24 protein-coding genes, 1 tRNA gene and 3 pseudogenes are annotated in these 25,471 nt (G+C 43.5%); 14 read left to right on the plus strand and 14 right to left on the minus strand.

All coding sequences use genetic code 11. The features are described 5' to 3' along the window. Window positions 1-11: 11 nt before the first annotated feature. The 6 genes from G7Y90_RS09590 to dinB all read right to left on the minus strand — a co-directional run bounded on the left by G7Y90_RS09590 (window position 12) and on the right by dinB (window position 6,008). Window positions 12-1,640 carry a FimV/HubP family polar landmark protein gene (locus G7Y90_RS09590; RefSeq protein WP_198329718.1) on the minus strand — a complete coding sequence of 543 codons (1,629 nt, stop codon included), beginning with the start codon at window positions 1,638-1,640 and terminating at the stop codon, window positions 12-14. 51 nt (window positions 1,641-1,691) lie between these two features. Continuing rightward, the gene (locus G7Y90_RS09595) at window positions 1,692-3,446 is read right to left on the minus strand and encodes a type IV pilus assembly protein FimV (RefSeq protein ID WP_250162275.1); all 1,755 of its coding nucleotides are present in this window, start codon (window positions 3,444-3,446) and stop codon (window positions 1,692-1,694) included. A 111-nt stretch (window positions 3,447-3,557) separates the two neighbouring features. Beyond that, on the minus strand, window positions 3,558-4,709 hold the full coding sequence (gene queA, locus G7Y90_RS09600; protein WP_250162276.1) for a tRNA preQ1(34) S-adenosylmethionine ribosyltransferase-isomerase QueA: 1,152 nt from the start codon (window positions 4,707-4,709) through the stop codon (window positions 3,558-3,560). Window positions 4,710-4,951: 242 nt separating this feature from the next. Next, window positions 4,952-5,074 (minus strand): hypothetical protein, encoded by a 123-nt coding sequence (locus tag G7Y90_RS17900; RefSeq protein ID WP_284143713.1) that lies wholly within the window; start codon window positions 5,072-5,074, stop codon window positions 4,952-4,954. Continuing rightward, window positions 5,022-5,264, minus strand: coding sequence for a DinB/UmuC family translesion DNA polymerase (locus G7Y90_RS18470; protein WP_349773417.1), 243 nt, complete (start codon window positions 5,262-5,264; stop codon window positions 5,022-5,024). Before G7Y90_RS18470 ends, G7Y90_RS17900 begins: the two co-directional genes overlap by 53 nt. Window positions 5,265-5,297: 33 nt before the next feature. Continuing rightward, entirely contained in the window at window positions 5,298-6,008 is a 711-nt protein-coding gene (gene dinB, locus G7Y90_RS09605) for a DNA polymerase IV (RefSeq protein WP_250162277.1), read from the minus strand. 607 nt (window positions 6,009-6,615) lie between these two features. Between dinB and G7Y90_RS09610 the strand changes: the two genes are divergently transcribed. Beyond that, a complete protein-coding gene (locus G7Y90_RS09610) occupies window positions 6,616-6,759 on the plus strand; it encodes a hypothetical protein (RefSeq protein ID WP_250162278.1) in 144 nt (47 codons plus the stop codon). A gap of 65 nt (window positions 6,760-6,824) precedes the next feature. Here the strand turns inward: G7Y90_RS09610 and G7Y90_RS09615 are convergent. Together G7Y90_RS09615 and G7Y90_RS09620 are read right to left on the minus strand one after the other, a co-directional pair. Next, a tRNA-Leu gene (locus G7Y90_RS09615) sits at window positions 6,825-6,910 on the minus strand. 143 nt (window positions 6,911-7,053) lie between these two features. Then, window positions 7,054-7,827: a ferredoxin--NADP reductase gene (locus G7Y90_RS09620; protein WP_055124273.1), complete on the minus strand. Its 774-nt coding sequence runs from the start codon at window positions 7,825-7,827 to the stop codon at window positions 7,054-7,056. A gap of 553 nt (window positions 7,828-8,380) precedes the next feature. Here G7Y90_RS09620 and tsaA point away from each other — a divergent pair. The 8 genes and pseudogenes from tsaA (at window position 8,381) to gspK (ending at window position 16,384) form a co-directional block, all read left to right on the plus strand. Continuing rightward, window positions 8,381-9,225, plus strand: a pseudogene (tsaA, locus tag G7Y90_RS17905) (tRNA (N6-threonylcarbamoyladenosine(37)-N6)-methyltransferase TrmO). A 72-nt stretch (window positions 9,226-9,297) separates the two neighbouring features. Further along, on the plus strand, window positions 9,298-11,085 hold the full coding sequence (gene tfpB / locus G7Y90_RS09635) for a type IV pilus assembly ATPase TfpB (RefSeq protein WP_198329714.1): 1,788 nt from the start codon (window positions 9,298-9,300) through the stop codon (window positions 11,083-11,085). Between the two features lie 148 nt (window positions 11,086-11,233). Beyond that, window positions 11,234-12,022, plus strand: coding sequence for a TatD family hydrolase (locus G7Y90_RS09640; protein WP_198329713.1), 789 nt, complete (start codon window positions 11,234-11,236; stop codon window positions 12,020-12,022). Window positions 12,023-12,255: 233 nt separating this feature from the next. Beyond that, the gene (locus G7Y90_RS09645; RefSeq protein ID WP_250162279.1) at window positions 12,256-12,906 is read left to right on the plus strand and encodes a TetR/AcrR family transcriptional regulator; all 651 of its coding nucleotides are present in this window, start codon (window positions 12,256-12,258) and stop codon (window positions 12,904-12,906) included. 205 nt (window positions 12,907-13,111) lie between these two features. Continuing rightward, complete coding sequence (locus tag G7Y90_RS09650; RefSeq protein ID WP_227675913.1) at window positions 13,112-13,939, plus strand: prepilin-type N-terminal cleavage/methylation domain-containing protein; 828 nt, start codon at window positions 13,112-13,114, stop codon at window positions 13,937-13,939. A gap of 3 nt (window positions 13,940-13,942) precedes the next feature. After that, the gene (gspI, locus tag G7Y90_RS09655) at window positions 13,943-14,437 is read left to right on the plus strand and encodes a type II secretion system minor pseudopilin GspI (RefSeq protein WP_198329712.1); all 495 of its coding nucleotides are present in this window, start codon (window positions 13,943-13,945) and stop codon (window positions 14,435-14,437) included. Continuing rightward, complete coding sequence (gene gspJ, locus G7Y90_RS09660) at window positions 14,434-15,210, plus strand: type II secretion system minor pseudopilin GspJ (protein WP_250162280.1); 777 nt, start codon at window positions 14,434-14,436, stop codon at window positions 15,208-15,210. The genes gspI and gspJ overlap by 4 nt, the downstream gene beginning before the upstream one ends. Window positions 15,211-15,328: 118 nt before the next feature. Continuing rightward, window positions 15,329-16,384: a type II secretion system minor pseudopilin GspK gene (gene gspK, locus G7Y90_RS09665; RefSeq protein ID WP_250162281.1), complete on the plus strand. Its 1,056-nt coding sequence runs from the start codon at window positions 15,329-15,331 to the stop codon at window positions 16,382-16,384. A 57-nt stretch (window positions 16,385-16,441) separates the two neighbouring features. Here gspK and G7Y90_RS09670 read toward each other — a convergent pair. The 5 genes and pseudogenes from G7Y90_RS09670 to ychF form a co-directional block, all read right to left on the minus strand. Next, window positions 16,442-17,121, minus strand: a pseudogene (locus G7Y90_RS09670) (TetR/AcrR family transcriptional regulator). Between the two features lie 104 nt (window positions 17,122-17,225). Further along, on the minus strand, window positions 17,226-18,632 hold the full coding sequence (locus G7Y90_RS09675; RefSeq protein ID WP_198329709.1) for a deoxyguanosinetriphosphate triphosphohydrolase: 1,407 nt from the start codon (window positions 18,630-18,632) through the stop codon (window positions 17,226-17,228). A gap of 62 nt (window positions 18,633-18,694) precedes the next feature. Then, the gene (locus G7Y90_RS09680) at window positions 18,695-18,883 is read right to left on the minus strand and encodes a hypothetical protein (protein ID WP_250162282.1); all 189 of its coding nucleotides are present in this window, start codon (window positions 18,881-18,883) and stop codon (window positions 18,695-18,697) included. After that, entirely contained in the window at window positions 18,867-19,205 is a 339-nt protein-coding gene (locus G7Y90_RS09685) for a hypothetical protein (protein WP_250162283.1), read from the minus strand. The genes G7Y90_RS09680 and G7Y90_RS09685 overlap by 17 nt, the downstream gene beginning before the upstream one ends. A 185-nt stretch (window positions 19,206-19,390) precedes the next feature. After that, window positions 19,391-20,482: a redox-regulated ATPase YchF gene (gene ychF / locus G7Y90_RS09690; protein ID WP_201501482.1), complete on the minus strand. Its 1,092-nt coding sequence runs from the start codon at window positions 20,480-20,482 to the stop codon at window positions 19,391-19,393. A gap of 363 nt (window positions 20,483-20,845) precedes the next feature. On the opposite strand from ychF, the gene G7Y90_RS09695 reads away from it, so the two are divergent. The 5 genes and pseudogenes from G7Y90_RS09695 to G7Y90_RS19020 form a co-directional block, all read left to right on the plus strand. Next, the gene (locus G7Y90_RS09695) at window positions 20,846-21,814 is read left to right on the plus strand and encodes a UvrD-helicase domain-containing protein (protein ID WP_284143714.1); all 969 of its coding nucleotides are present in this window, start codon (window positions 20,846-20,848) and stop codon (window positions 21,812-21,814) included. Next, a complete protein-coding gene (locus G7Y90_RS17910) occupies window positions 21,807-22,049 on the plus strand; it encodes a UvrD-helicase domain-containing protein (RefSeq protein WP_284143715.1) in 243 nt (80 codons plus the stop codon). The genes G7Y90_RS09695 and G7Y90_RS17910 overlap by 8 nt, the downstream gene beginning before the upstream one ends. A 14-nt stretch (window positions 22,050-22,063) precedes the next feature. Continuing rightward, window positions 22,064-22,471: a 3'-5' exonuclease gene (locus G7Y90_RS09700; RefSeq protein WP_250162284.1), complete on the plus strand. Its 408-nt coding sequence runs from the start codon at window positions 22,064-22,066 to the stop codon at window positions 22,469-22,471. Next, window positions 22,395-22,895 carry a 3'-5' exonuclease gene (locus tag G7Y90_RS09705; RefSeq protein WP_502937346.1) on the plus strand — a complete coding sequence of 167 codons (501 nt, stop codon included), beginning with the start codon at window positions 22,395-22,397 and terminating at the stop codon, window positions 22,893-22,895. The genes G7Y90_RS09700 and G7Y90_RS09705 overlap by 77 nt, the downstream gene beginning before the upstream one ends. Beyond that, window positions 22,865-23,035, plus strand: a pseudogene (locus G7Y90_RS19020) (hypothetical protein); the annotation flags it as partial. The gene G7Y90_RS09705 and the pseudogene G7Y90_RS19020, both read left to right, overlap by 31 nt. A 49-nt stretch (window positions 23,036-23,084) precedes the next feature. Here the strand turns inward: G7Y90_RS19020 and G7Y90_RS09710 are convergent. Further along, window positions 23,085-25,181, minus strand: a complete 2,097-nt coding sequence (locus G7Y90_RS09710; RefSeq protein WP_250162285.1) for a PDDEXK-like endonuclease domain-containing protein — start codon at window positions 25,179-25,181, stop codon at window positions 23,085-23,087. Window positions 25,182-25,471 lie beyond the last annotated feature (290 nt).

A 25,471-nucleotide genomic window follows, 5' to 3' on the forward strand; every position in this document is an offset into this window, starting at 1 on the left:
CGATGGGGCTTTTACGCAGTACGATCTAGTAATACTTTTGCTTGGTTCTGTTGCTCACTAGTGCCCTGAATTAATACCTCATTCAATAAGCGTTTGGCACTGTCGTATTCACCCAATTGTAAATATTGGCCTGCCAAATCTAGCGTAACTTGGGTGCTATCTAATGATTTGACAAAGTCAAAGTCGGCTGCAAAGCGCGAGGAAAAGTCTTCTGCTGTTTCAGCAGCATCTTCGGCGGTAAGGGTAGACTCGTCCTCAATTGGAGCAACTGGGCTGAGTGCTGTTGAAGAGTGAGTATCGAATTCATTGTCTAATAAAGAGTTATCATCGAATAGCAACGGGGCTGTCGGTGTTACACTAGATTCTTCAGCAAGAGTATATTCTGAATCATTATTATCAAGCGCTTGTGCTTCGAGATTAATATTTTCAAAGCTTTCAGTCTCAAAGCTCTCAGTTTCGAAACGATCTTCTTCAATAATGAAGTTATCAGTATCACTATTCTCTTCAAGTACAGGCGCTTCGCTTTCTGTTAATGTTTCTATGTTGTTTGGCGCATCGAGACTGTCTAAAGACAAAGTGAAATCATTTTCTTCGTCATTCTGGACAGTGTTGATAGACAATGCTTCAGCAGTTTCGTCAACACCTTTATCGACATCAGTTGCTAGATCATCAAAGTCTAAAATGAACGCGTCATCTTCTAGCGTCATTTCATCGTTGATACTATCAGGGCGGTCTGGAATGACAGAATCCGTTGCCTGCGCATCAGTTTCTTCAGATGAATCAAAGCTGAAGTCAAAATCACTAAGATCACTAAGATCATTATCTTCTGCGGACACCGCGACATCATTATCAGTTCTGTCGATATTGGCAGTGTTCAGGCTTTCATCATCTGTCATCTCTAATGATGAAGTGACTGGCGCCGTATCAGTCGCCTCAGATGCGCTAATATTACTCTCTAAATCACTCAGCGTAAGATCAAAGTTATCTTCTACATTGTCGCTAGTAAGACTGGACTCATAAGATGTGTTTGTTACTGCCGAATTAGACATGCTGTCATCTATCAGCGTACTACGGTTGTCTTCAGAGGTTACTGGCTGATCAGATAGCGCGTTCTTACTATCGATTTGATTAATCGGTAAGTCAAAATCTATGCTTTCAAAATGGCTATTATCTTCTACGGGTGCCTCTTTTGCTGCGACTTGATTCTGCTCTTCTGAAAATAAAGTTTTTAACTCATCAGCTAGCGCAAGACTTTTTGGTTCGCTTTGCGTCTTGATGGCATCATAAACTTTGTTAAAGTTCTCTGGCTGATTAATAGTCGCGTATATACTGAGTAATTTAACAGACAATTGACCATCATTCGGTTTTTCGCTTAGGCCGCGACTGAGGGTTTCAATGGCTTTGTCATAACGCTGCTGATCCATGAAGCGCTGGGCAATCGTAATATGATCAAATTTATTGTCATCATCTTTGTGGCTTTGGGCAGGAGTTTTGTGATCCGTTTTTGGCATCGGAGCTGGCGTAGTGGTACTCATTCCCGGCTGCGCTGAGGGCTTTTGCGCTTTCTTTTTGTACAATAGTAAACCGGCTACTATTAGAATAAGTACCAATCCGGCGATGATATATAGCATATTGTCCATAGTTACTCCCACGCCTATGATCACAGCACACTGCGTTGATCAGTTAGGCAATTATTGATTGCGTAGTTTTTTGAGACGAGCTTGGAGCTCAGCCAGTTTTTGGTTTTGTAATTGAATTTTTCTTGTATAGCTATCAAGTGCATTGCTGGTTTTTGACAGTTGCTGAGCTTGAGCTGCCGTACTTTGTCTTGAGGCCTTGAGCGTAGCTAATATATCTGTGCTGAGACCATTACCTGTTGCCGCTGCTGATGTTGCTTGGGTGCCATCTGCGTTGCCATTACGACCAGGTGCGAGCACTGAAAATTGTGCTTTTGGCAGCGTTTGTGTTTTAGTAATCATGGGTTTTTTACGCTGTTTAGCGACTTGATTTGTTTCAGACGGTTTTTTAGAGGGTGCTTTTGCAGCCTTTTTTACCACAGGTGAGTTTGCTCTGCGGCTATATTGTCTTTGCGCTTTAATAGCCGCTTCTAGTTTTTGTTGTGATGGTACAACATCGTAACTGGGTAAGCTAAGCTTGGCATCCGCTTTGAGTTGACCCGCGTCTTTATTAATAAAGGCATCAGGGTTTTGTGTCTGAATCTGCTTCATTACTGTTTGAATGTCTAAGTCATTTTCTTGCGCAATTTGCTGTGCAATAACCCATAGACTGTCGTTGCGCTGTACTTGATATTGGGACGCAGTAGTAGTGCTGGCTGCCGTACTGATAGAGGCGTTGTTGGTGACACTAGATGGGACAGTGGCGACAGCTGTATTGCTGGTATCAAGACTGGCATTTGGTGTACTCGCTTTGTTTTCACTCGGCGTTGGCATAATAGGAGAAGCGGCCATCATGCCAGCTTCTGATTTGCTACTCGGCTGTATCTGGCGAGTGACTTGGATATTCAAAATATCGAGCTGTTTATCAGTGACAGCTGTCGCTGATAGACTATTATCTATTGGCATGGTCTTGTTATTGACTAGGGCTGTATCATTCGCTACATTCTTAGCAGAATTGAGGTTGATATTGCTGTTACCTATTGTGGTAACGTTGCCATTTGCACTCAAGCGACCATTGTCTAATCGACTGGTTGGATTACGATCATTGTCGTTAGCGTTAAGAGTATTGTTAACGTTGTTTAAACGACCATTATCTAGCCGGCTAGGCGCATAAGCAAGATTGTTGCCTTGCGAGGTAGGAGTCTTTGTAGGTGCTTGGATATTAGGTGCTGGCAATTTAGACGCCACCAACTCGCTCGTTGACGAGTGAGTAGTCGCTAGCATGGGCGATAATGTTAATGGCGGCGGTGCACCTTCTCTAACGGTCAACGGTTTAGCCGTATTAGAGGACACACTGGGTAGATTCGGTTTTTTTGCGCCAGTAACGATATTTTTAGGCGTGTCAATGGGCAGACGGCTATTGAGCGGCATCAACAATGTCTTGGGAATGACGTTGCGTTGACCCTTATCATTTATGTTTAAAACCACATCAGCAAAAGGTGTGGATACAGGTTGTGAAGTAGTAATAAATACTTCACCGCTGGTCGCTGAGGTAGGTTTAAAACGTACGGTCATCGAATCAGTTTGGGCCAAGCCCATTTGCTGATAAATAGTAGAGTTTGCCAAACTTGCTGAAAAGTCAGCGGCTCGAATATCACTGACCACAATGCTCGCAGCTAGCGGCTCATGTTGGGCAGAGGTGACAACAGTCTTACCAATCGTTGCAGCTTGTGCACTCGATACGAGAGCCGCATAGCCTACGGAACAAAGTAGTGCCATCGAGACCGCGCGATGTACCGTAGTCAACCGATGAGATAAATGACAAGACATGTGCAGACCTTTAAGATATAAGTTATCTGTGCTGTTATAACAAAATACCATTTAGTTTACCAGTTTATTTCACAACTGTTGTGGACAATACAAAAAATGTTTGAGTATTGTTTAATCTCGCTTTCTATCGAGCAGCATTGCATCACCATAACTAAAGAAGCGATAGTGTTCTTTAATCGCATGTTGATAAGCATGCTCAATGGCATCTTTATCCGAAAATGCCGACACCAGCATTAACAACGTTGATTTGGGTAAATGGAAATTGGTCAACAGTCGATCTATTACACCAAACTTAAACCCTGGGTAAATGAATATATCGGTATCACCAGACCAGCTGGAGAGAGGCTGCCCGTTAACGGCTGTTTTTTGATACGCCGTTTCGAGCACGCGTGTGACCGTGGTGCCAATAGCGATGACTTGTTTACCATTCGCATGGGTTTGATTGATGAGCTCAGCGGTTGCTTGTGGTAAATGTGCATACTCACTATGCATGGTGTGATTGAGCAGGTTGTCCGTTTTTACTGGCGCAAATGTACCAGCGCCAACGTGTAAAGTCACAAAAGCCGTACGAATACCTTTTGCCGCAAGTTTGCTCAGTACCGATTCATCAAAGTGTAAGCTTGCAGTCGGTGCAGCCACACTCGCAAGCTTGGTTGGATCATGAAAAACCGTTTGATAACGAGTATTGTCTGTCTCATCCGCATGGCGTTCAAAGTAGGGGGGAATAGGTAGTTCGCCATAAAGCTCTAAATGCGGCAAGATCGGCGCATCAAACGCTAAAATAAATAAGTTGTCTTGACGACCAATCATCACCGCCTTCATATGACCGTCAGCAAGCTGCAAGTGTTGTCCAAGTTTGAGCGCTTTACTGGCTTTAACATGGCAAAGTGCAATATGTTCTTGATTCACGGGTTTGTCATTTGCAGCTTCTACAGATTTTTCAGCCTCTACATATAAAGTCGCTGTCTCTAAATCTGAGATATCAACCAAACGTTCAATCAATACTTCAAGCTTACCGCCAGTATCCTTTTGTCCGAAGAGGCGTGCTTTCATCACTTTTGTATCATTAAATACAATCAAATCACCTTCATTTAATAACTCAGGTAACTCAGTGAATAAGCGATCTTCTACAAGCGTAGAGTCTTTTTGATTATTGGCGGGCAAATACAAAAGTTTTGAGGCAGAACGCTGTGAGAGAGGATAGCGTGCAATCAGGCTGTCTGGCAGCTCATAATCATAATCATCAACGCTCAAATAATTCAAATCATTGTTGTTTTTTCGGCATCAATTGAGGCGGCAGTAGTAGAGTCTATAGTGTGAAAATCGTTCATAATTAATCTTTAAATGAATGTAAATTTTGGCGTAATTGTAGCAGAAACCATGTCATGAAAGGGCAGTTTAGTAAGGACTTATGCGCACAAAAGGGTTTGTATATTAAATAGCCTAAGCATTAATTTAGAATAATATAATAAAAGCGATGAGCGTCAGTATGTTATTCAAACAATTTAACTGCGGCAACATTGGGCGGCAGGTGCTAATGAAGAGAAAGTAACACCGACTAAGCGGATAGGTAGCTCACGAGGAATGTCTAAAAACAGTTTGTCCAACCCAATGGGCAGAATCAGCACTGTTAAAGGCAGTCGATAGCGTGTGTGAGCGGGTGATTTGAGTGAAGTCTGCGTATTTAACTTTTATAATGGTATAGGCGACCAGCTGTTGCAGTTGATGAAAGGCATCAGCATTTTGTTCGTAAATTTGTATACGTAATTCATGGTTATTACTTAGATTGTCTTTGAATGTGGTCTCAGAACCCCAGATTTATGCGCGCGCTCAGATTTGACAGCACGCTCATCACGCCAGGGCAATATCGTGATAAAACTGCCCACGCTTGCCGAACTCTTGCACCAATACAGCCGCTTGCATTCGCTTGAGATCCGCGCCAGTACTTATACCCATTGCATGTAAGCGCTTGGCAGTGGCTTTACCAATACCATGAAAGCGCTCGATAGGTAGCGTACTGATAAAAACATCAGCGTCCGCCGGCGTGATAATGGCCGTACCATTGGGCTTATTGATATCAGAAGCAATTTTAGCCAGCATCTTGTTAAACGACACACCTGCTGAGGCCGTTAATCCAGTATGCGCTAGTATTTGTGCCCTTAGCCAGTTCGCCATCAAGGTCGCTGAGCCTTTATGGACTTGGAGCCCTGTAACATCGAGATACGCCTCATCTAAAGACAATGGTTCAACGTGTGGCGTTAAGCGGTACATAATCTGACGAATATCGCTACTAACTGCGCGATAAACCTCAAAACGTGGCCTTACAAAAATGACTTCTGGGCAACGTTTACGCGCCTCATAACAAGACATGGCAGAGCGTACACCAAATTTACGTACCTCATAGCTGGCTGCCGCGACCACACCGCGACCACTTGGATCGCCACCAACCACCAATGGCTTACCGCGCAGTTCAGGAAAGTCACGCTGCTCCACACTGGCATAAAAAGCATCCATGTCTATATGAATGATTTTACGAGGGCTAGCATTTATAGAAGTTGTCATACTCACTATTTTACCTGATTCAAGCGCTTTGATTGAGTATCAAAATTTGGATTTATCGATAGACAGCTTTGCTAGGTTAGCAGGATGCTAGCAATGATATATGAATAATTTTATATGTCATAAATCTTATATATCATAGAGTTAGTTAATGATAAACAGTGATGTTAATTCAAAAAAATCGTATTTAGCAAACATATTTTTGCTCTTGAATGATCTAGGTCTACTGTAAATCAAACTCATTTGTACTCTTGCACCATCTGTCGTATCCACCTCACCGTTTGTCATAAATCTCATATTTAGATGTTACAGTTTTGATTCTGGTGTTTTACAATATAGTATCCGCGCTAATGGATGACTGTAAAACAATAAGTAATGCTTGTGCGCCTCTATGACCATTTAAAAAAGACATTGCTTATCGCTCATGCCAAGACGAAAATGGAGTTTTGGTAAAATTAACTCTTTAAGACGCTTGATGTTAGAGAGTTTAGAATGACTAAGGAGCTGATGATGAATAATGAACTAAAAGGGAGCAATTTAACAAGGGCGATGCTAGCACGCGGCGATAAAAAAGTATGGTGCGGTTTGTGATGATAGTGATGAGCAAGCAATGATGGATCATTGTGGTAATGATTTTACGGCTTATATCGTGTCATTTCGTGACGGACATTTTTATTGCAATGCTGGCATGCCGTGGGAGTTTGCCGTGCCCATTAAGATAATTGCGGTGCTGCAATCTGAAATAGAGAAGTAAGTATAGCAATAATATTACCGGCACAAAAAAACCTCCTAATGAGGAGGCTGATTTGTTATTAATATTGGTACCAGTGGTCGGACTCGAACCGACACGCTTATTAGGCAACGGATTTTGAATCCGTCATGTCTACCAATTCCATCACACTGGCATGTTAGAAGATAAGGTCTATTAGATAGAGATTATCGAATTGGGCTACAGGGTTAACTCTGTATAGGCTGCATATTATAGCAGCCTATTTTTATCCGTCAAGAATTATTTGATATAATTTTCAATTAAATCAAAAAAAATGGTTTAGCCTACAAAAGCACGTTCAACGGCGTAATCTGCTTGGACACCCATACGTGGTGAAACGGTCAAACCAAAATCGTCCAAAATCGCTGAAACTTCAGCATTAAATGGCATGCTACCGCAGATCATGACACGGTCGTCTTCTTTATTCATCGGTGGTAAGCCAATGTCTTCAAAGAGTTTTCCTGAGGTCATTAAGTCAGTCACGCGACCTTGATTTTTGAAATCCTCACGAGTCACTGTTGGGTAGTAGATGAATTTTTCACGGTACCATTCACCAAAGATCTCGTCGTTAGGTAATTCGTTTTCAAACATATCACGATACGCCAAATCATCGATATGGCGCACACCATGTACCAAGATGATTTTTTCAAAGCGTTCATAGACTTCAGGATCACGTGCCAACGATAAAAATGGCGCCAGTCCAGTGCCTGTAGAGAGCATATAAAGGTTTTTGCCAGGCAGTAAATCATCTAGTACCAAAGTGCCCGTTGGTTTTTTGCTGACCAACAGCTCGTCACCGACTTTGATATGCTGCAAGCGCGAGGTTAATGGGCCATCTTGAACCTTGATAGAAAAGAATTCCAAGTGATCTTCGTAGTTCGGGCTAGCAATCGAATAAGCGCGCAATAGCGGTCTGCCATCGACAACGATTCCGATCATCGCAAATTCGCCATTACGAAAGCGCAGGCCATCGTCGCGAGTTGTCTTGATGCTAAATAAAGCGTCATTCCAGTGATGAACCTCTGTGACCGTTTCGGTGCGAAGTTTTGACATAAAGTCCTCGTTAATAAGTTGCTATCGGTTTTATTAAGTTTAAATGAGTGTTAAATTAAAATTTTCAATGAAAAAAGGTATAGAAGAGTAGTAAATTTTCAATCACTATTGGAACAGCTAATCGTTTAAAACCTCTGTCACGCAAAGTAAGTAGCATAGCCGATGTTTTAACCAACGTCATGGGGCGATATTCTAACACCTTATTAAGCATTTAAAATCAGGAGAGGGACTGATAAAGTCTAAGGATAGATATGATTTAATCTGTCTCCTGTAAAACCACGGCAATGGCTGTTGCTGTAGATGGCTTATAAGGGTTGAAAAATAAAGGCTCTCATCGAATTTATGGCTCATAATACCAAAATTTAAAATAAAAATCCGTCTGGCAGCGACGATGCGGCATGATAAAATGGAATATCGTTAGTGAGTAATTTTGTATCACTGGATAATATGCGCTAAACGCTCTCATAAAAGCAGATGCTTACTATTGAACGGTTTTTTGGAGAAACATGATGTCCGATGATATATCTCTTTGGCGGGTTACCACCATGCGCCAATGATTGGCTACCATCGTGCCCCGTTGTCACAGAAATTTGGTGCGCCACGCCAGCCGAATTTGGTTGCGCTCACCAGTATCATTGAGATGATAGCGCCTTATGACTCGCCAGCAGCATTTGCCGGTTTAGACGCGTTCAGCCATATCTGGATCAGTTGGCAGTTTCATCATAACTATACCAATAAAGACACTCACATTGGCAAAAGCGGCACTGGCTTTCGTGCGCAAGTCCGCCACCAAGGCTCGGTGGCAATCAAAAAATAGGGGTGTTTGCCAGTCGCAGTATGTATCGACCTTCAGCGCTTGGGTTATCTGTCGTCAAGCTTGAAAGTATCGAGGTTGTAGAAGGGCGCGTGTTACTTATTATTAGCGGTGCAGATATGATAGATGGTACGCCGATTATCGATATTAAGCCCTATGTCGCTTATAGCGATGCGCTCAGCAATGCAAAAAGCGGGTTTGCGCCAACTGCGCCAGATTTATTAGAGATAATTATCACGGAGTCTGCTTACGAGCAATTTATGACGTTGGTTGATGCTGGACGATGCGATAAAAATGACAATGACAATGACAATGGGACTGAGACTGAGAATAAAAATAATAAGAAAGCTATTCATGCAAAAAATAATAGTGTAGCGACGCTTATTCAACAAATGCAAGAGCAATTGCTTATTTCCGATATCGAGACTATTAAAGCGTTAATTGCACAAGACCCGCGTCCAGCTTATCGTCGCGCGGAGATAAATACGCCGTTTGTCATGCGTTATAAGTCTGTCGATGTGAGCTTCCAGTTGATAGAATCAGGGCAATTGCAGATAATGGCTGTTGTCAAAGTGAGCTTATAATGTCCAGTGACGCCATTACTGCCGCATGAATTATCCATAAATCACTCCTCAATAATAAAAGAAGAAAAAAATATGTCTGCTCAGAAATACTCAATCGTGATTGATTTACGTTGGTGCTTAGATGAACTATTGGCAGATAAGGTGATTGATCAGCGTGGTTACAATTTAGTGATGACGAGCCGCCGTGATAAAGCGCAGCATCCACTCCTGACCATCAGTGAATTTGGTCTGCCAAACGGTCATGCACTGGATAAAAATGTTGAGCATAAATTGACTTTGGTATGGTTGAATCAATGGTTGGCTGCCAAAGCAGGCATGGCACTTGTCCGTATTGATCCATTAAAAGTCGATGTCCCAGCCGTGACCCAACTGATGTCCTTTGAATATGCCCGCTCACAGCATATTTTGCCCATTGAAGTGACGAATGATGAAGTCGTCATCGGTACAGACCAGCCGTTTTGTACTGAGTGGCAGACAAGTATCGAAAAATTAATCAAGTCTAAAAGCTATCGTACGGTTTATATCAATCCTGAGCAAATCAATCGCTACCGTCAAGAGTTTTACCAAGTCACCCAAGCGATTGCAGGAGCAAATAGTGTACATAAGCGGGCGGCGGCTGATGTCACCAATGTTGAGGCATTACTGCAACTGGGCGACAATACCAACCCCGATGCCAACGATCAACATATTGTCAGAGTTGTCGATTGGTTGTTGCAATATGCTTTTGAGCAGCGAGCCAGTGATATCCATTTAGAGCCTCGCCGTGAGACGGGTAAAGTCCGTTTTCGTATTGATGGCGTGTTGCATACCGTCTATGAGATGCCTTTGGCAATCATTGTCGCGGTGACGGCGCGGATTAAAATATTAGGACGACTGAATGTGGCAGAAAAACGCAAACCACAAGATGGCAGGTTGAAAACCCGTACGCCAAAGGGTCTGGAAACTGAGCTGCGCCTATCGACGATGCCGACTGCCTTTGGCGAAAAGCTGGTGATGCGGGTATTTGATCCTGAAGTGCTGGTGCGCTCGTTTGCTCAGCTTGGTTTGTCAGGTAAGCAGCTCGATACTTGGCATGAGCTGACCGCGCATCCAAATGGCATTATCTTGGTTACGGGTCCGACTGGTTCAGGTAAGACTACGACGTTGTACAGTACGCTTAAGCAGCTCGCCACCGAGCAAGTTAACGTCTGTACGATTGAAGATCCCATCGAGATGATTGAGCCTGCTTTCAACCAAATGCAGGTCAATCCAGGGGTTGATTTGCACTTTGCCGATGGTATTCGCTCTTTGATGCGCCAAGACCCAGATATCATTATGGTTGGTGAGATTCGCGATGCCGAAACCGCCAATATGGCAGTACAAGCATCACTCACTGGACATTTGGTACTCTCGACGTTGCATACCAATGATGCACCAAGCTCACTTACTCGCTTGCATGATTTGGGCATTCAGCCGTTTTTAACCTCAGCGACGATATTAGGCGTCATGGCGCAGCGTTTGCTACGCACGTTATGTCCGCATTGCAAAAAAGCCCTAGACGTAGTCCCAGACAGTGAAATTGCTGTTCAGTGGCAGGAACTGGTTCAGCCTTGGCGTGCGCCCGCTCCAGCGCAAATTTATACGGCGCAAGGCTGTGAGCATTGTCGCCATACGGGCTATCAAGGTCGCGTTGGTCTGTACGAGATCATGCCGTTGTCAAATGAGCTAAAAAAACTGGTCGCCGCCGATGCCAATTTAGATGTGCTTAAGCAGCAAGCGTACCGCGAAGGTGTGCAGCCATTGCGCTTATCGGGTGCAAAGCGTATTAGTGAAGGGCTGACGACCATAGAAGAAGTAATGCGAGTGGTGCCGCTTCATTAAAAGCTGCCTTTGTACTAAAAATAAGTTTGCTAATCATGACTTGAAAAGCGCACTTATCAGAGCAATTAATGCTCTTACGACTACTAATTTTATGTTGTAAGTTATTGTTCTAACAAATTTTATTTATTTTTTAATAACGAGATTATTTATGTTTACTGATAGCCATTGCCATCTTAATCGCTTAGATTTAACCAAGTATGATGGTCAATTATCTGGCGCGATTGACGCGATGAAAACTGCTAATGTCACTCGGGCAATGGCAATTATGTGTGATTTTGCTGAATATGATGAGATTGCTCATATTGTCAGCACCTACGGTGATGAGGCGCTAAATCTTGGCATGAGCGTCGGTATTCATCCTTGTGAAGATATTAGTGTCTTGCAATCAGCGACAGTTGAGCGTTTGATCGAAACGGCTGATGCTGACCATGTATGGGCGATTGGGGAGACAGGATTAGATTATTACTGGTCAACGGAAAACAAAAAAGAGCAGCAAGCCAGTCTTGCTCGCCATATTCATGCCAGTCAAAGCCTGAAGAAACCACTCGTCATTCATATGCGTGATGCCAAAGAAGATACGATTGATATCCTAAAATCAGAAGGCGCTGAACACGGTATTATTCATTGTTTTACCGAAGATTGGGAGACGGCCAAGCGTGCACTTGACTTAGGGTTTTATATCTCATTTTCGGGCATTGTTAGTTTTAAAAATGCTCAAATGATTCAAGATGCAGCAAAAAACATGCCTAGAGACAGACTGCTTATCGAAACTGACAGTCCTTATCTAGCACCGGTGCCCAAGCGTGGTAGACCGAATGAGCCTGCCTACGTACCGTATGTCGCCAGTTGTCTGGCAGAGATGTATGGCTGTAGTAGCGATGATGTTGGGGTATTAACTGCAAAAAACTTTGAGAATTTACTGGCACAGTATCACTAAAATGGTTATGCTATGACCACTCAGTCATTTATGATACAGTCCTGTTGCTTTACGTTATTTGTACTTATGATGTGGAGCGTAAGCCTATGATTATCAATGACTATTTAGCAAACATAAGCATATTTCCTTTGGTGGTTTTCGAGCAGACTTTGTATGACGTTATACGCTTGTCGCCGATGCATTCATCCACACGATGGTCATATGCTTAATCTTGTCAGGTTTTAGGAGAGATTATGAGTCGTCAGCATCAGTTCAAGGCACGAGAAGAGAATATCTTAGCGATGGCAGAGCAATTGCTACTTGAGTCGGGCGATGGTGATATTACTTTAGACAGTTTGGCAGACCAGCTGGATCTGGCTAAAGGTACACTGTATAAGCATTTCTCCAGTAAAGATGAACTCTATTTGCGTATTATTATCCGCTATGAAGAACAACTGTTCGAGATTAATCGTATTGATGATTGTCCATCAGCAGGCGTTGCTCGTATGATCTTTCAGCAGTTGTTTAACCCACAAAAAGCCATGTTGCTCAATCAAATCGAAGAGCGTTTGGCGGCATCAGTGACGGGTCTCAATCGCTTGTTTGGTGAGCTATATGATATTCGCCGTCAGCGTATGAAACGCTTGATTGACATTATCAGCGCGTATTTACAAGAGCAGCACAGTAGTTTGAGCACGCGCGACTATTTGTCCTCGATTTGGGCGATGGGTCAGGGCGGTGCTGGACTATTAAATTCAAGCTTTTACCAGCGGTATTTGGGTCGCCGTGATACCCTACGTTATGCCTTCGTTCAGCAAATGCTTGAGTTGCCGAGCCATTATCCTGCGGCTGACGATGAGGTGATGGATGAAGATATGCAGGAGTTGGTCGAGCAATCGATATGATCAGAAGAGCACCGTAATACCAGTTATTAATATCTTTATTCAACTTATGGTCTTTTAACGCAAGTTTTTTAAATTCGTGTTGCTATATTCATTATCGCAGCACGGTGCATCCATGCTAAAAATAGATATATGCTTACCAGCTTTAGCGCCCAATTATAGTTTTATTCTTCATGCCACAACCTACTCATAGGTTTATAGGTGCAATATGCCGGTCACTGCCAAGATTCCGTCCAGCTCAGCGGTCACTTGCTATTCACACTTAAGTCATCAATATTTGCAGTATAAAAACACGGATAGATATCTCTTACCTCTGGTTTATCAGCATAAATCCTTTCCAGTACACAACGCTTACGTTTCCCCTTATAAATCCTCAAGCCTTGCTCAGGCACAACAGGGTTTCACCCTTGTCGAAATTGTAGTGGTGGTCGTTATTCTATCTATCTTTGCCGGCATGATGAGCTTGTCGGTGGGCAGTAGTGAATCGCGTAAAAACCGTGCGTTTTATGAGCATTTAACGGATTCACTGAGCTATGTACGGTTGTTGTCTGCTGAGCGTATGCAGCCGATGGGTTTAAGTTTACAAGCAGATAAACAAGGTCAAGTAGCTCCTGTGATTGTGACTTTATCAAATCCTTATATTGCCTATCAGACCAATGATACCCCGTCAAATAGCATGGACAGCACGCCTAAAAATTCGATGGAATTGTCTGCTGACCTGACAAGTAGGTCGGGGGCGATGGGAAAGCAACAGCCAGTGCCTAGCTGGGAGATTGAGCCAGAAGTCAGTTTGCCAGAGTTACCTGCTGGGGTTAGTTTAAGGGTGCAAAGCTTGGAGGCTGGCAATCTATCAATGCCTGAACAGGGGCAAACATTGCAGCCTTGGTTTGCCGATCAAGCAGTCCCACAGATATTATGGTTTGGTACAGGGCAAGCAACGCCTGTCACCATTGAGGTGCTGCATAATTCGCGTCTGGTGGGCGAGGTCATTACCATTATGCCTGATGGTAGTATGACGATCGGACAAGGACTGTAGCTGATGATAGATAAGGATGGCATTATATCTGCTGATATAAACAAAAAGCCAATGCTATCAAAGCATGAAAGCGGCTTTACTCTGATTGAGGTAATGGTGGCGTTAGCGATTTTAGCAGTTGTTGCTGTGGCTGCTAGCCGTGCCAGTAGTGCTTATCTCAGCTCAGTGGATGTCTTACGCACACGTACATTGGCACATTTTGTCGCACAGAATGCGGCCGCTGATTTGCGTATCCAAGAGACATGGCTGACGGCCAATCGCACACAAACAATCCATGCTCAAGGGCGTGATTGGCAAGTAGTGATGACGGTTAGTGATGCCATTACGCCCGCTTTAAAAGAGGTGAATATCGCTGTCGCACCCATTATAGATGGACAGACGCGTACCGCCGTGACTGATATCAACGTAATATTGAGCAATGTGGAGCAAGACGTTGGCAGTTTGGACTTAAGCAGTTTGGGTGCTGATATTGCAGGGCAGTCTGGAGGCAATCCGTGAAGTCGCAGCGTGGATTTACGCTACTTGAATTGATGGTTGCCATGGCAATATTTGCGATGCTGGCGGTGGCTGGCTGGCAAGTGTTTGATAGCGTCAACCGCGCTCGCGAACGTGCACAATTTCATGCTGATAACTTAGCTGTTTTGCAATATGCCTATTTGCAGCTACAGCAAGACATGGGTCAAATTATCCCTTATCAAATACCAAATACTCAAAATATCAGTGTGACAAATAACAGTACAAACGCCAGTGATAGCACAAACAATAGCGCCCAAGCCAATGAAACAGTGCCTGAGCCTTTTGTGAGCTTGGATGGTGAGCATGTCAGCTTTGTTCGTTTTGCCGACCCTGATCCACGTTATCAAAGTAGCATGAGTGTCCAACATATCGAATACATTTTTGCCGATGAGCGTTTAATTCGCCGTCAATATACCAGCATCGATGGTGGGCGCGATAGCATCAGCCTAGACAGTGTATTACTCGAAGGCGTCACCGCAGGGCGTTGGCAAGCATATTTACCTGAACTGAGCACCAAATTTCCCAATAAAGACAGCAGTAATAACGGCAATAGCAGTACAAATCAAACCTCTGGGCAGACGACCAATGCTGTAAGCGCCAAGCCAGCAGTGGTTTTATTGCCCAAAGGCATTGCTGTCAATTTTACTTATCAGGATATGCCCATCACTTGGCAGTGGGCGCTTGCTCCTCAACCAATGCCAATTAACAATACCAACAAAAGCAATAACAATGCTGCTAATAATGGCAATGGGTAGCAATAACGATAGTAGTGATAAGACTAATAATGACGACCCGAATAGCAATGTAAATAACAATGCAGGAAGTAATATTTAAAATGTACCACTGGGTCAATAATAAAGGCGGCTTAAGTCAATGATAGCGCACTCTCAGCGCGGAGTAGCGCTGCTCACTATCTTACTATTGGTGGTCAGTATTACCGTGGTAGCGGGAGCGATGCTTGCCAGTCAAAAGATTGCTATTAGGCGCAGCGGCTTATTGTTTGATCAAAATCAGCTGTCACAAGATATCAATGCTGGTCAGCAATTAGCCATCACGATGATTCGTGCTGACGATAAGCTGAATGACACAGATAGCGAGCAAGACATTTGGGCGCAGCCATTGCCGCCTTATTCTTTAGCCAATCATAGCATCAGTATCGAATTGCGCGATGAAGCCAGTCGTTTTAATATTAATAACTTATATCAGAATGGCGCGGTTGATAGTGCCGCCTTAGCCATATTTCAAAGACTGTTGACACAATTAAATCTGGAACCTGATATTGCTATTGCTGTTCTTGATTATCAAGATACGGATAGCGACGTTTATCAAGATGGTGGTGATGAGAGTGTGGTTTATTCTCAGCAATCAAGTGGCTCAGCGAGTAAGACTTTGCCCAATCAAGCATTGGTCAGTGTCGATCAATTGCAAGAGATTCGAGGGGTAAATGCTGAAGTATTAGCGGCACTACGTCCTTATATTACGGCGGTTCCATATTATGTGCCTATTAATGTCAATACGGCCAGTCCAGTTTTGCTGGCTGCACTGATAGATGGCGCAACCAGCCAACAGATGCAGGGATTGGTCGATATGCGGGCAAAGCAGGCGTTAGCCTCTATCGATGATGTGTGGAAATTGCCGATGTTGAGCAGCTTAAATGATGATCAGCGAAAGGCATTAAACCACTGCTCGCAGTCGATAGCCAAGCCTTATGGCGTTATTACCGCAACGGATAGTGCAAGTCTTGGTCAACAAAGACAACGGTTTGCAACCGTATTGATTAGTAAAATTGCGACTGATACTGGCGCGGCAGTAGGGAGTAATGCGAATAACAGCACGCCTAACAATAATAATGAGAATGGCAATAATAAAAAAGCCAAAGAAATTAAAGTGGTGACACAGCGTTTATGGGCATTTAGACCCAGTTTCTAACGTTGAGTCACCTAAAAAGAGTCTCAATCAGTGCCGAGGTAGTATATCTGACGCCACCTAATCTCCTAAGTGCGTCTCTTCCGTAGATTTCCAGTTATAAGCACCATAAAAAACATCTGTGCTTGGCGAGTGCAATTATGGAGCATCAGCTGTTTATTTTCTTCAATCTCGTTCAGATCGATTTCATCATCATGGTCTTCAGTATAAGTCAGCTCCAACCAATCGATAATCCAAGAAAAGAACATATTTACCCCAGCTTCAGCCAGTAGGCGACGGTCATAGGCATTGATATGAGTAAAAGCAGGCTGTAGCGCTAAATCATCAGCCAAGCTTTGAGCATGTTTTTTGACAAGTTCATTAATAGCTTTGCGTACAGCTTCTGAGCCACCGTAGCGCTCACTGACTAAAAATTGCCAGTAATAAGGCTGATCACTAACCATATACAAGAACAGCTGAATGCTCTTAGCAATTTGGCGATCAAAGCTACGTTTACGCCCAATTTGCAAGCTATCGCTTAGGATCGCCAGCGTACCGCCTAGCTCTTCTACCACCAATGCTCGACCAAGCGATTCCATGTCATCGAAATGCCGATAAAATGCGGTCGGCACCACGCCAACCTCACGCGTTACTTGCCGGAGGCTGATAGAGCTAAAAGACTGCCCTGTCATACATAAATCAAGCACGGCATTAAAAAAGGCGTGCCGAGTTTGAAGTTTCTTTTGTTCGCGACTGCTCATAATATTTCAAAATTGTCCAATAAGGGTTTATCATACTCATTTCAGCGTAAAAATACGACTGAAATACGCAACTTGTGTTAATTTACTAGACCTGCACGGGTCTTTTAAACCATTGTACCCCAATGGCCTTGTAACTCTTGTGCCAATCGATACGCCTCATGATCATTCATCCCAGTGATAAAGTCCAATATATTTAAGATATTATGATAGACATTATCTGATAATACCCGCCGATGCTCATCCAGATGTGGCTGTAACAACATTAGTAGGCGCTGCTGCTCAAAGGAGGTGGGGGTAGCTTTTGCGTTTGCCCAAGCCAGTGGTATAAAGGCGTCTAATAATCGGTGCAAGCATTGATTGGCCATCAATTCCATACGTACTTTACTTGGGTGATTGAATATTTTTTCGCGTGCCAATTGCTTGGCCTGCAAGATGCCATTTTGCACATTTGCATCACAATGGGTAAATAAACTGCCTTGTAGTGTACCAGCCAGCAATGCATCACTGTTGGCGACAAAAGCATCGGTCACGGTATTGACCAAGCGCATCATCGCACGGGCTCGCAATGACGCTAAGCTCTGCCTGACAGACATGTGTACGGGCAGATTGATACTGTTAGGGCGCTTACCAATCAGCTCATAAAATATGGCGGCAACCTCACTATAGGTCAGCATATTGAGATTGATACCATCTTCTAAATCGATCAAGGCATAGCAAATATCATCTGCCGCTTCTAGTAAATAAGCCAGCGGATGACGTGCAAAACCATCGTGCTGTGTTGAGCGCGGTAAATGCAAACAGGCTGCCAACTCTTCTAATTGTGCTGACTCGCTATAAAAACAGCCAAATTTTTGTACATTTTGATGGTATTTATCATTGTCATCGTTGCTGTGAGAGGCAAGCCACGGATACTTCATAAAAGCGCCTAAGGTCGCACAAGTGAGACGCATACCACCTTTATCGGGATGGTGCTCATTACGCGCCAACAGTCGAAACCCTTGTGCATTACCTTCGTAGGCCAGCAAGTCCAAGCGCTCGTTGCTACTTAACTTTTGTAATATCGCTTGAGGGTCAGGCTGCCTAAACCAATCTCGAATGGCATACTCTCCCGCATGACCAAAAGGCGGGTTGCCAATATCGTGAGCGAGGCACGCTGCTTGTACAATGACACCGACATCGGCTGGCGATACGCCTGCTGGTAGACCGCTGGCCAATTTATCATGGAGCTTTTCTGCTGCCATCATTGCTAGAGAGCGTCCAATAGAGGAGACCTCAAGCGAATGAGTCAGACGTGTATGGATACCGAGCTGATTGGTTAATGGATGGACTTGGGTTTTTTGATTCAACTGCCGAAAGGAGTGAGAAAATACCAGTCTGTCGTAGTCTTTGTGAAACTGAGAGCGAGTACTCGTATTGGTGTTAAACTTTTTGGCAGCACCAAGACGCTGCGAGTTGAGGAGATGAGACCATTGTGTGGTAGGAGACGGCAAAGAGGTTGGAGTAGTTAGCATATTGAAACATCCGAAACCAAGGAAGCCTCTAGCATAGCAAAATAGCGCCCTTGGTACAGCTACTAAGATTTCTGGCAGTTAAAAAGCACTTCTTCCTCTTCGATAGCTACATTGCTGCCCAATGTTTTATTTCGCAACGTTGCCTTGTCACTATTTACTTGCCATATAATGCCATGGGTGTTATCTAATCCGATATCACTAGTATAGATGGTTTTTTCAGTACTGGCGTCGCTATCAGAGGTAGCGGTCAAATCGTATTCGATACCATCGATCAGTAGGTGCACTGTCTTGTGGTGTAGTATCATCATGGTAGGACACGCCGATAGTAGCCGTAGGCTCACAAGAGAATGGTGTGCTGTTGCTGGCATGTTCTGCATGATCGTGTCCTGCATGCGCGCTTTCCTCGTGGCTATGACTTTCATGACTATGTCCTTCATGACCTTGTTCCATAGCATCGTGCCCTTCGTGCTCTTCATGAGCATGTTCAGCGTGATCGTCTACGGGTGTTATTTCTTCAGATACTACCGTATCACTTTCTGCATTAGGCTGACAGCCCAATAGAGAGCCTGTCATGATACTTCCTACAAGCGCAACACTGGCAAATCTAGAAAAAGAGAAATAGTCAGTCACAGTATAAGTCCTCAAATAGTAAAATAAAGATATGTTATAATATAACAATGTTAAGATAAAATAAAGCCGATGATGGAGAATTTCCAACATCGGCTTATTAACTATCAGTCAGGATGCACCGCTTAACGTTACACGTTAAATCTAAAGTGCATGATATCGCCATCTTGTACGATATAGGTTTTGCCTTCTAAGCGTGATTTGCCAGCGGCAGCTGCGCCTTTTTCACCGTTGTATTCGATAAAGTCGTCATACGCAATGACCTCAGCACGAATGAAGCCGCGCTCAAAATCGGTATGAATCACGCCAGCAGCTTGCGGAGCCGTTGCGCCCACTGCAACCGTCCAAGCACGCACTTCTTTAACACCAGCAGTAAAGTAAGTCTGCATATCTAGCAAGTCATAACCACCGCGAATCACTTGATCAAGACCAGCTTCTTCCATATCCATCTCAGCTAGGAAGTCTTTTTTGTCGTCTTCATCAAGCTGAGCGATTTCAGATTCGATTTGGTTGCATAGAGCGATAACGATAGAATCTTCGCCAGTCGCATAGTTGCGTACCGCATCAAGGTAAGGGTTGTTTTCAAAGCCATCTTCACTGACGTTGGCGATATACATGGTTGGTTTTAGGGTGATTAAACCATAACTTCTGATAAGTTTTTTCTCATCAGCATCTAGGTTCGCTGCGCGTGCCGCTTTACCTTCGGCTAATAAAGGCTCAACTTTTTTGAAGATATCAAGTAATGCTTGCGCGTCTTTGTCGCCACCTTTAGCCTTCTTGGTTTGGTTGTGAATGGCACGCTCAACGGCCTCTAAATCTGCCAATGCCAATTCGGTATTGATGGTTTCGATATCATCAATCGGGCTGACGCGACCATCAACGTGGACGACGTTGTCATCATCAAAACAGCGTACGACGTGCGCAATCGCATCAGTCTCACGGATATTGGCTAGGAACTGGTTGCCCATGCCTTCGCCTTTTGACGCGCCAGCGACTAGACCTGCGATATCCACAAACTCCATCGTCGTTGGCAATACGCGCTCAGGCTTAACGATATCAGCCAGTTTCTTTAGGCGTGGGTCAGGTACTGGTACGATACCTGTGTTGGGATCTTTGGTACAAAATGGAAAGTTTTCAGCGGCGATTCCCGCTTTGGTCAACGCATTAAACAAGGTGGATTTACCCACGTTTGGTAGGCCGACGATGCCGCAATTAAAACCCATAACATTCTCTCAATATAGTAATAAAATCAGTTGGTATAAAGATTGGTTAAATGATAAATCAAAATTGGGCATATTGTAGCAAATTTACCGGAATAGGGGTGAGGGTTGTTGTATTGTATACTGAGATTTTGCGTTTGGTCATGACTGGTAATTTTGCTGTTTTATCGATTATGGTAAGCTGTGCTATAAAACGATATTTTGGCTTGTCGGCGTATAAAAGGTAAGCATCTGTGACTCGGTACACTGTACGAGCAATCCTCATTATGAGCACCAAGCGCTCTCAGTCAAATCTGCAAACCACTATGTATAAATACGCCATATCGATATAGGCCGCTAAAATAAAATGAAAGGCAAAATCCTATAATGACCAACACGATTTTTGACACGCGCCACTACAATTATCCCCAGAATTTCATGGAAATCAAGCCCAAGCTGGCACGACTTGAGCAGGCGATTAAAAAGCTAGAGGCAAATTTAATCGATGCTAATAATGCTGCAAATATTGAGCTGTTAAATGAAAGGCTGAATGGTGAATTAGGATTCAAAGTAGACTACGCCCGTGAACTAAATCCTGACCAATTATTAGCAGCCACAACTATCGAAGGCAAAGTGCTAGTGATTGCAGGTGCGGGCTCCGGCAAGACTAAAACGCTTACGTACCGGACCAGTTATTTGTTAGAGAGCGGGGTCACGCCCAAAAGCATCTTGCTACTGACCTTTACGCGTAAAGCCGCCAATGAAATAAAAAGCCGCGCCAAAACCTTACTTGCAAACACCTTATTTGATAAACAGTCTAATGAAGATTGGGCCAAGGATAAACTGCCAACCGATAAGCGGCTCAACGATATCACCAGTGGTACTTTTCACTCATTCTGCAATATGCTGCTGCGTCAATATTCAGGTTTATTGGGCATTAATCCGCGATTTACGATTTTAGACACGGGCGATAGCGAAGATGCCATCGACTTAATTCATAAAGAAAAGAAGTATCCTGCTCAAACCAAAAGCCAAGCCTTTCCGCGTAAGAAGACACTGCAAAATATCATTTCTAGCTCTCGGAATAGACGCATTCATATCCGCGATTTAATCGAAAGCAGTTATCCTGATATCGCTGTGCACATTCCGATTATCGAGCAATTGGCAGTCGATTTTCATGAGTATAAGCGTGCCAATCATCTCTACGACTTTGACGATATTATCAGTCAGGTCGTGCGTCATTTGAAGACGAATGATACCTTTCGCCAAATATTACAAAACCAATATCGCTACATTATGGTTGATGAGTATCAAGACACCAATATTCCGCAAAAAGCAGCTGATAGATTTGATTAGTAAACCTGAGTCGGTATCGCTGATGGTCGTTGGTGATGACAACCAGAGTATTTATGCTTTTCGCGGTGCCAATTACGAAAATATTCTGTTATTCGGTGAGACCTATCCCGATGCCAAGCTGATTAAGCTCGAGCAAAACTATCGCAGTACGCCTGCTGTTTTGGATTATATCAATGCTCTGTCAGCGCAAATCACACTAGGCTATCAAAAAAATTGTACTCTGGCGTATCGATAAGTGGACATAAGCCAGTGTTTAGTCGCCTAAGCAATGAGACAAAAGAAGCAAAATATATCGCCGATAAAATCATTGAGCTAAAATCGAATCATGACTACGATGATTTTGCGGTACTGTGTCGCACATCCTTTCAATCTAACTATGTCCAATTAGAGTTTATGGAGCGTCATATTCCATTCATTGTGGTGGGCGGTATCAAATTTATTGAAAGGCGACATATCAAAGACGTTTTGGCCTTTGTTAAAGTCCTCTACAACCCGAATGATACGATTGCTTGGCACCGTATTTTGACCTTGTTTCAAGGCGTGGGGACAGTCACCGCGACGCGTTTGACCCAAGCGATTAATGCCGATAACAACTCCTTTGAGCCACTACTCACGCCAAAGTTTGCTAAAAAAAGCGCACAGCTTGAGCCTTTATAATACGCTGACTAAGGCAAATCAGGCTGAATCCGTCGAGAGGGTCATTGAGCATATTTTAGAGTTCTATATTCCTGTCTTAAAAACAATTGAGGAAAATTGGCGAGAGCGCAACGAGGACTTTCGTGTGCTCAAAAATTTGGCAATAGAACACAGTAGCCTTGATAACTTCTTAGAAAATTTGGCACTCGATCCGCCTAATGATTCGGTCGCAGCCATGGATAAACCAGAGGATAATGACACAGATAAAGTGACTATTTCGACCATTCACAGTGCCAAAGGGCTGGAGTGGCCAGTGGTGTTTGTTAACTCATTGGTCGATGGTATCACGCCGCACTATCGCTCTTTGGATGATTTTGAGGAGCTAGAGAAGAACGAAAATTATTCTACGTTGCTTGTAGTCGCGCCAAGAGCAGACTGTATCTAACGGCACCTGATTACTTTGCCAGTTATTCAGGGTATTTTGACAAGCCATCGCGGTTTATCGCTGAGCTGTCTGCTGATGAAGTGACTGTAGATATAGCTAAACATCCTAGTCTGGAAAATGATGATCCAGTGTGGTGGTGATATTGTGAGTATATTACCACCGCACTGGTATTGACTGACTCTTATATATTTAAGCATCAGTCTCCGTTTCAATATCGATCTGTGGTGCATCAACAGTCGTGACGATTCTAGATTCAACATACGAGCTGCTATATGCCGTGTCGGTAGTGATTGGATAAATCTCTAAACGTTCCAACTCTGCTAATAAATCTTGGATGACTTCTTTTTTACGAGTGACAAAAGTAGAGGCAAAGCAGCGCCAGAATTTCCAGCCAGCACGCTCCAAAATACGCTGACGTTGCATATCGCTGTCCCATTTGTCAGGCCCATGATATCTATCGCCATCACATTCAATGGCTAGGCTGTTGTCGTTTTCACCTTCGACAACCATATCGATTCGGTATGCACCTGCTTTAACCTGTGGAACCACTCGATAGCCTCTCTCCACCAGAAGATCAAAGACTTCCGTTTCAAAGGGTGACTCACATTTATCACGCAAGTCAGCTACTTGCTCTTCATTTTGCATAAATGGCGCTTGAAAATGTTTGATGAGTTCAGCGCGATAATGGTCAGCTTGGCTAAGCTCATCTAGCTCAATACTACGTACTAAATACATTCTATCGCGCGCTCTTGAGGCCGCGACATTCATACGCTGAGCGAAAGTATCTCTCGTTTGTGCATGGGCAGCTCCAGGTGCCACTACCAATGACAAAAACATGATATCGCGCTCTTTACCTTGAAAGGTTCTGGCATCACCGCAAGCGATATCAAAAGCAGTCATTACCGCCTCATCTAGTTCTTTGTTGAGTATCTCCATAATATTATGTGCTTGCTTATTGCCTAGCAATGAGACAACACCGATGGTTTTACCTTTATAAGCTGGATCAGAAACGAGGGTTTTGATTTCATCGATAATAAATCTGACTTCTGATGGGTTAATATCAGAGCCTTTAATCCGATAGCCATCGGTGACATAAATATCAATCAATGGAGGGTCTAAGCGCTCTGAGGGTTTTGCTTTACGCAAAGGTATCAGCTCATGGTTGTAAAACTCACGTTTTGAGAACTCAATAATAGGTGCCACACTACGAAAATGTTCTTTTAGCATCACACTGCTATCTGCAAAAACGACTTTGAATAAATCATAGATTGAACGATCAGGCGACATCTGTGAGCGATAGACAGGGACTTGATTGCTCAAATACTGTGCCATCAGATTGCGAATTTTTTCGATATCGAGACCGACGCCTTCTGGTGACACTTGCTTATCGTCACCAACGATTAACACTTTTTTGGCTCTCATGATGGCTGGCAATGCCGTTAAATCAGATTGAGAGGCTTCATCGATGATAACCAAGTCAAAACTGCCGAACTCTGCTGGCAAGGATTCAGAAATGCGATAATGCGGCATAATCCAACACGGAATAGCAGCACTTGCTCCTGCAGAGGCTTCGCGCGCTTCACGGCGATAATAGTGCGCACCTTTGCCCGTTCCTTTACCAATACGCATAATGGCAGAGCGGTATTTTTCTAAAGACGCTCTCACGTTTGGCGTTGCATTTTCTGCGACTTTTAACCAAGCTCTTTTGGTGATGGCTTCTTGATAGAGTCTTGCCAGATTTACTTCTAAATTGCCACGAGTTTTGGCCAGTTGAACCAACTCCTTGCGACCATCGATGCTGTCTATAAAGCTGGTCAATCTAGCAATTCGCCAAATCTGCTGCCAGTTATCTGATGCCAAGGTGTCTTGAGAATTATTATGAGGTTCATAACGCAATTTCTTCGCCCAAAGTGGGGCGCCGTTATCTTCAATGAGTTGGGTAACGTCAGCGATTGTCTGTAAGTCTGTTGCAAGATTATTCACGCGTTGCAGCTCATTTAACAGTTCTTGATAGTCTGTTTGTAATTCATCGTCAGATAAACTCGGATCACCAATATTTTGAGTGACAAAGGCCATCATTTTTTCACTAATTGACCCTTTGCAGTCGGCAAGATTAGTAAGTAAGGTTTCTTTTAACGTGAGACTTTCAGCCAGATTATGTCTCTTTAAATGTTGTTTAAGAACACTCTCAATTTCAATCAAAGTATCTTTGTCATAAGGTGCTGCAGAAATAACACTCCAATCTACGAATATAGTGCTTAACGCCTGCTTGATACTGTGCTGCAAGTTGTGACTAGCAACGATTTCATCGTATAGATGAACGGCTGAATGTAACGCAGACAGATTATTGGGCGATACCTCAAATATCGGTAAGGACAGCTCATTTGATAAAGCGTTCCAGCGAAGGATAAGCGCTTGAGATTTTTTCTAAATGCTATAAAGCTGGATATATACTGCCAGTCTGCCGTACTTGATGGTGCTGACGAGACTATCGTAATAGACTCAAGGTTTTTCTTTTCAGCAGATTTGCCAAAAATCCCAGCGAGACCAAATGACTTTTTGCCTTCAGATAAATT

This window comes from Psychrobacter sp. WY6 (assembly GCF_018448495.1).
GTDB lineage: Bacteria > Pseudomonadota > Gammaproteobacteria > Pseudomonadales > Moraxellaceae > Psychrobacter.

Excerpts from the sequence above, each read along its gene's own strand:
- G7Y90_RS09590 (WP_198329718.1), bottom strand. The coding sequence starts at position 1,640 with ATGGACAATATGCTATATATCATCGCCGGATTGGTACTTATTCTAATA.
- G7Y90_RS09595 (WP_250162275.1), bottom strand. The coding sequence starts at position 3,446 with ATGTCTTGTCATTTATCTCATCGGTTGACTACGGTACATCGCGCGGTC.
- dinB (WP_250162277.1), bottom strand. The coding sequence starts at position 6,008 with ATGACAACTTCTATAAATGCTAGCCCTCGTAAAATCATTCATATAGAC.
- G7Y90_RS09610 (WP_250162278.1), top strand. The coding sequence starts at position 6,616 with ATGATGGATCATTGTGGTAATGATTTTACGGCTTATATCGTGTCATTT.
- G7Y90_RS09620 (WP_055124273.1), bottom strand. The coding sequence starts at position 7,827 with ATGTCAAAACTTCGCACCGAAACGGTCACAGAGGTTCATCACTGGAAT.
- tfpB (WP_198329714.1), top strand. The coding sequence starts at position 9,298 with ATGTCTGCTCAGAAATACTCAATCGTGATTGATTTACGTTGGTGCTTA.
- G7Y90_RS09640 (WP_198329713.1), top strand. The coding sequence starts at position 11,234 with ATGTTTACTGATAGCCATTGCCATCTTAATCGCTTAGATTTAACCAAG.
- G7Y90_RS09645 (WP_250162279.1), top strand. The coding sequence starts at position 12,256 with ATGAGTCGTCAGCATCAGTTCAAGGCACGAGAAGAGAATATCTTAGCG.
- G7Y90_RS09650 (WP_227675913.1), top strand. The coding sequence starts at position 13,112 with ATGCCGGTCACTGCCAAGATTCCGTCCAGCTCAGCGGTCACTTGCTAT.
- gspI (WP_198329712.1), top strand. The coding sequence starts at position 13,943 with ATGATAGATAAGGATGGCATTATATCTGCTGATATAAACAAAAAGCCA.
- gspK (WP_250162281.1), top strand. The coding sequence starts at position 15,329 with ATGATAGCGCACTCTCAGCGCGGAGTAGCGCTGCTCACTATCTTACTA.
- G7Y90_RS09675 (WP_198329709.1), bottom strand. The coding sequence starts at position 18,632 with ATGCTAACTACTCCAACCTCTTTGCCGTCTCCTACCACACAATGGTCT.
- G7Y90_RS09685 (WP_250162283.1), bottom strand. The coding sequence starts at position 19,205 with ATGACAGGCTCTCTATTGGGCTGTCAGCCTAATGCAGAAAGTGATACG.
- ychF (WP_201501482.1), bottom strand. The coding sequence starts at position 20,482 with ATGGGTTTTAATTGCGGCATCGTCGGCCTACCAAACGTGGGTAAATCC.
- G7Y90_RS09695 (WP_284143714.1), top strand. The coding sequence starts at position 20,846 with ATGACCAACACGATTTTTGACACGCGCCACTACAATTATCCCCAGAAT.
- G7Y90_RS09705 (WP_502937346.1), top strand. The coding sequence starts at position 22,395 with ATGCCGATAACAACTCCTTTGAGCCACTACTCACGCCAAAGTTTGCTA.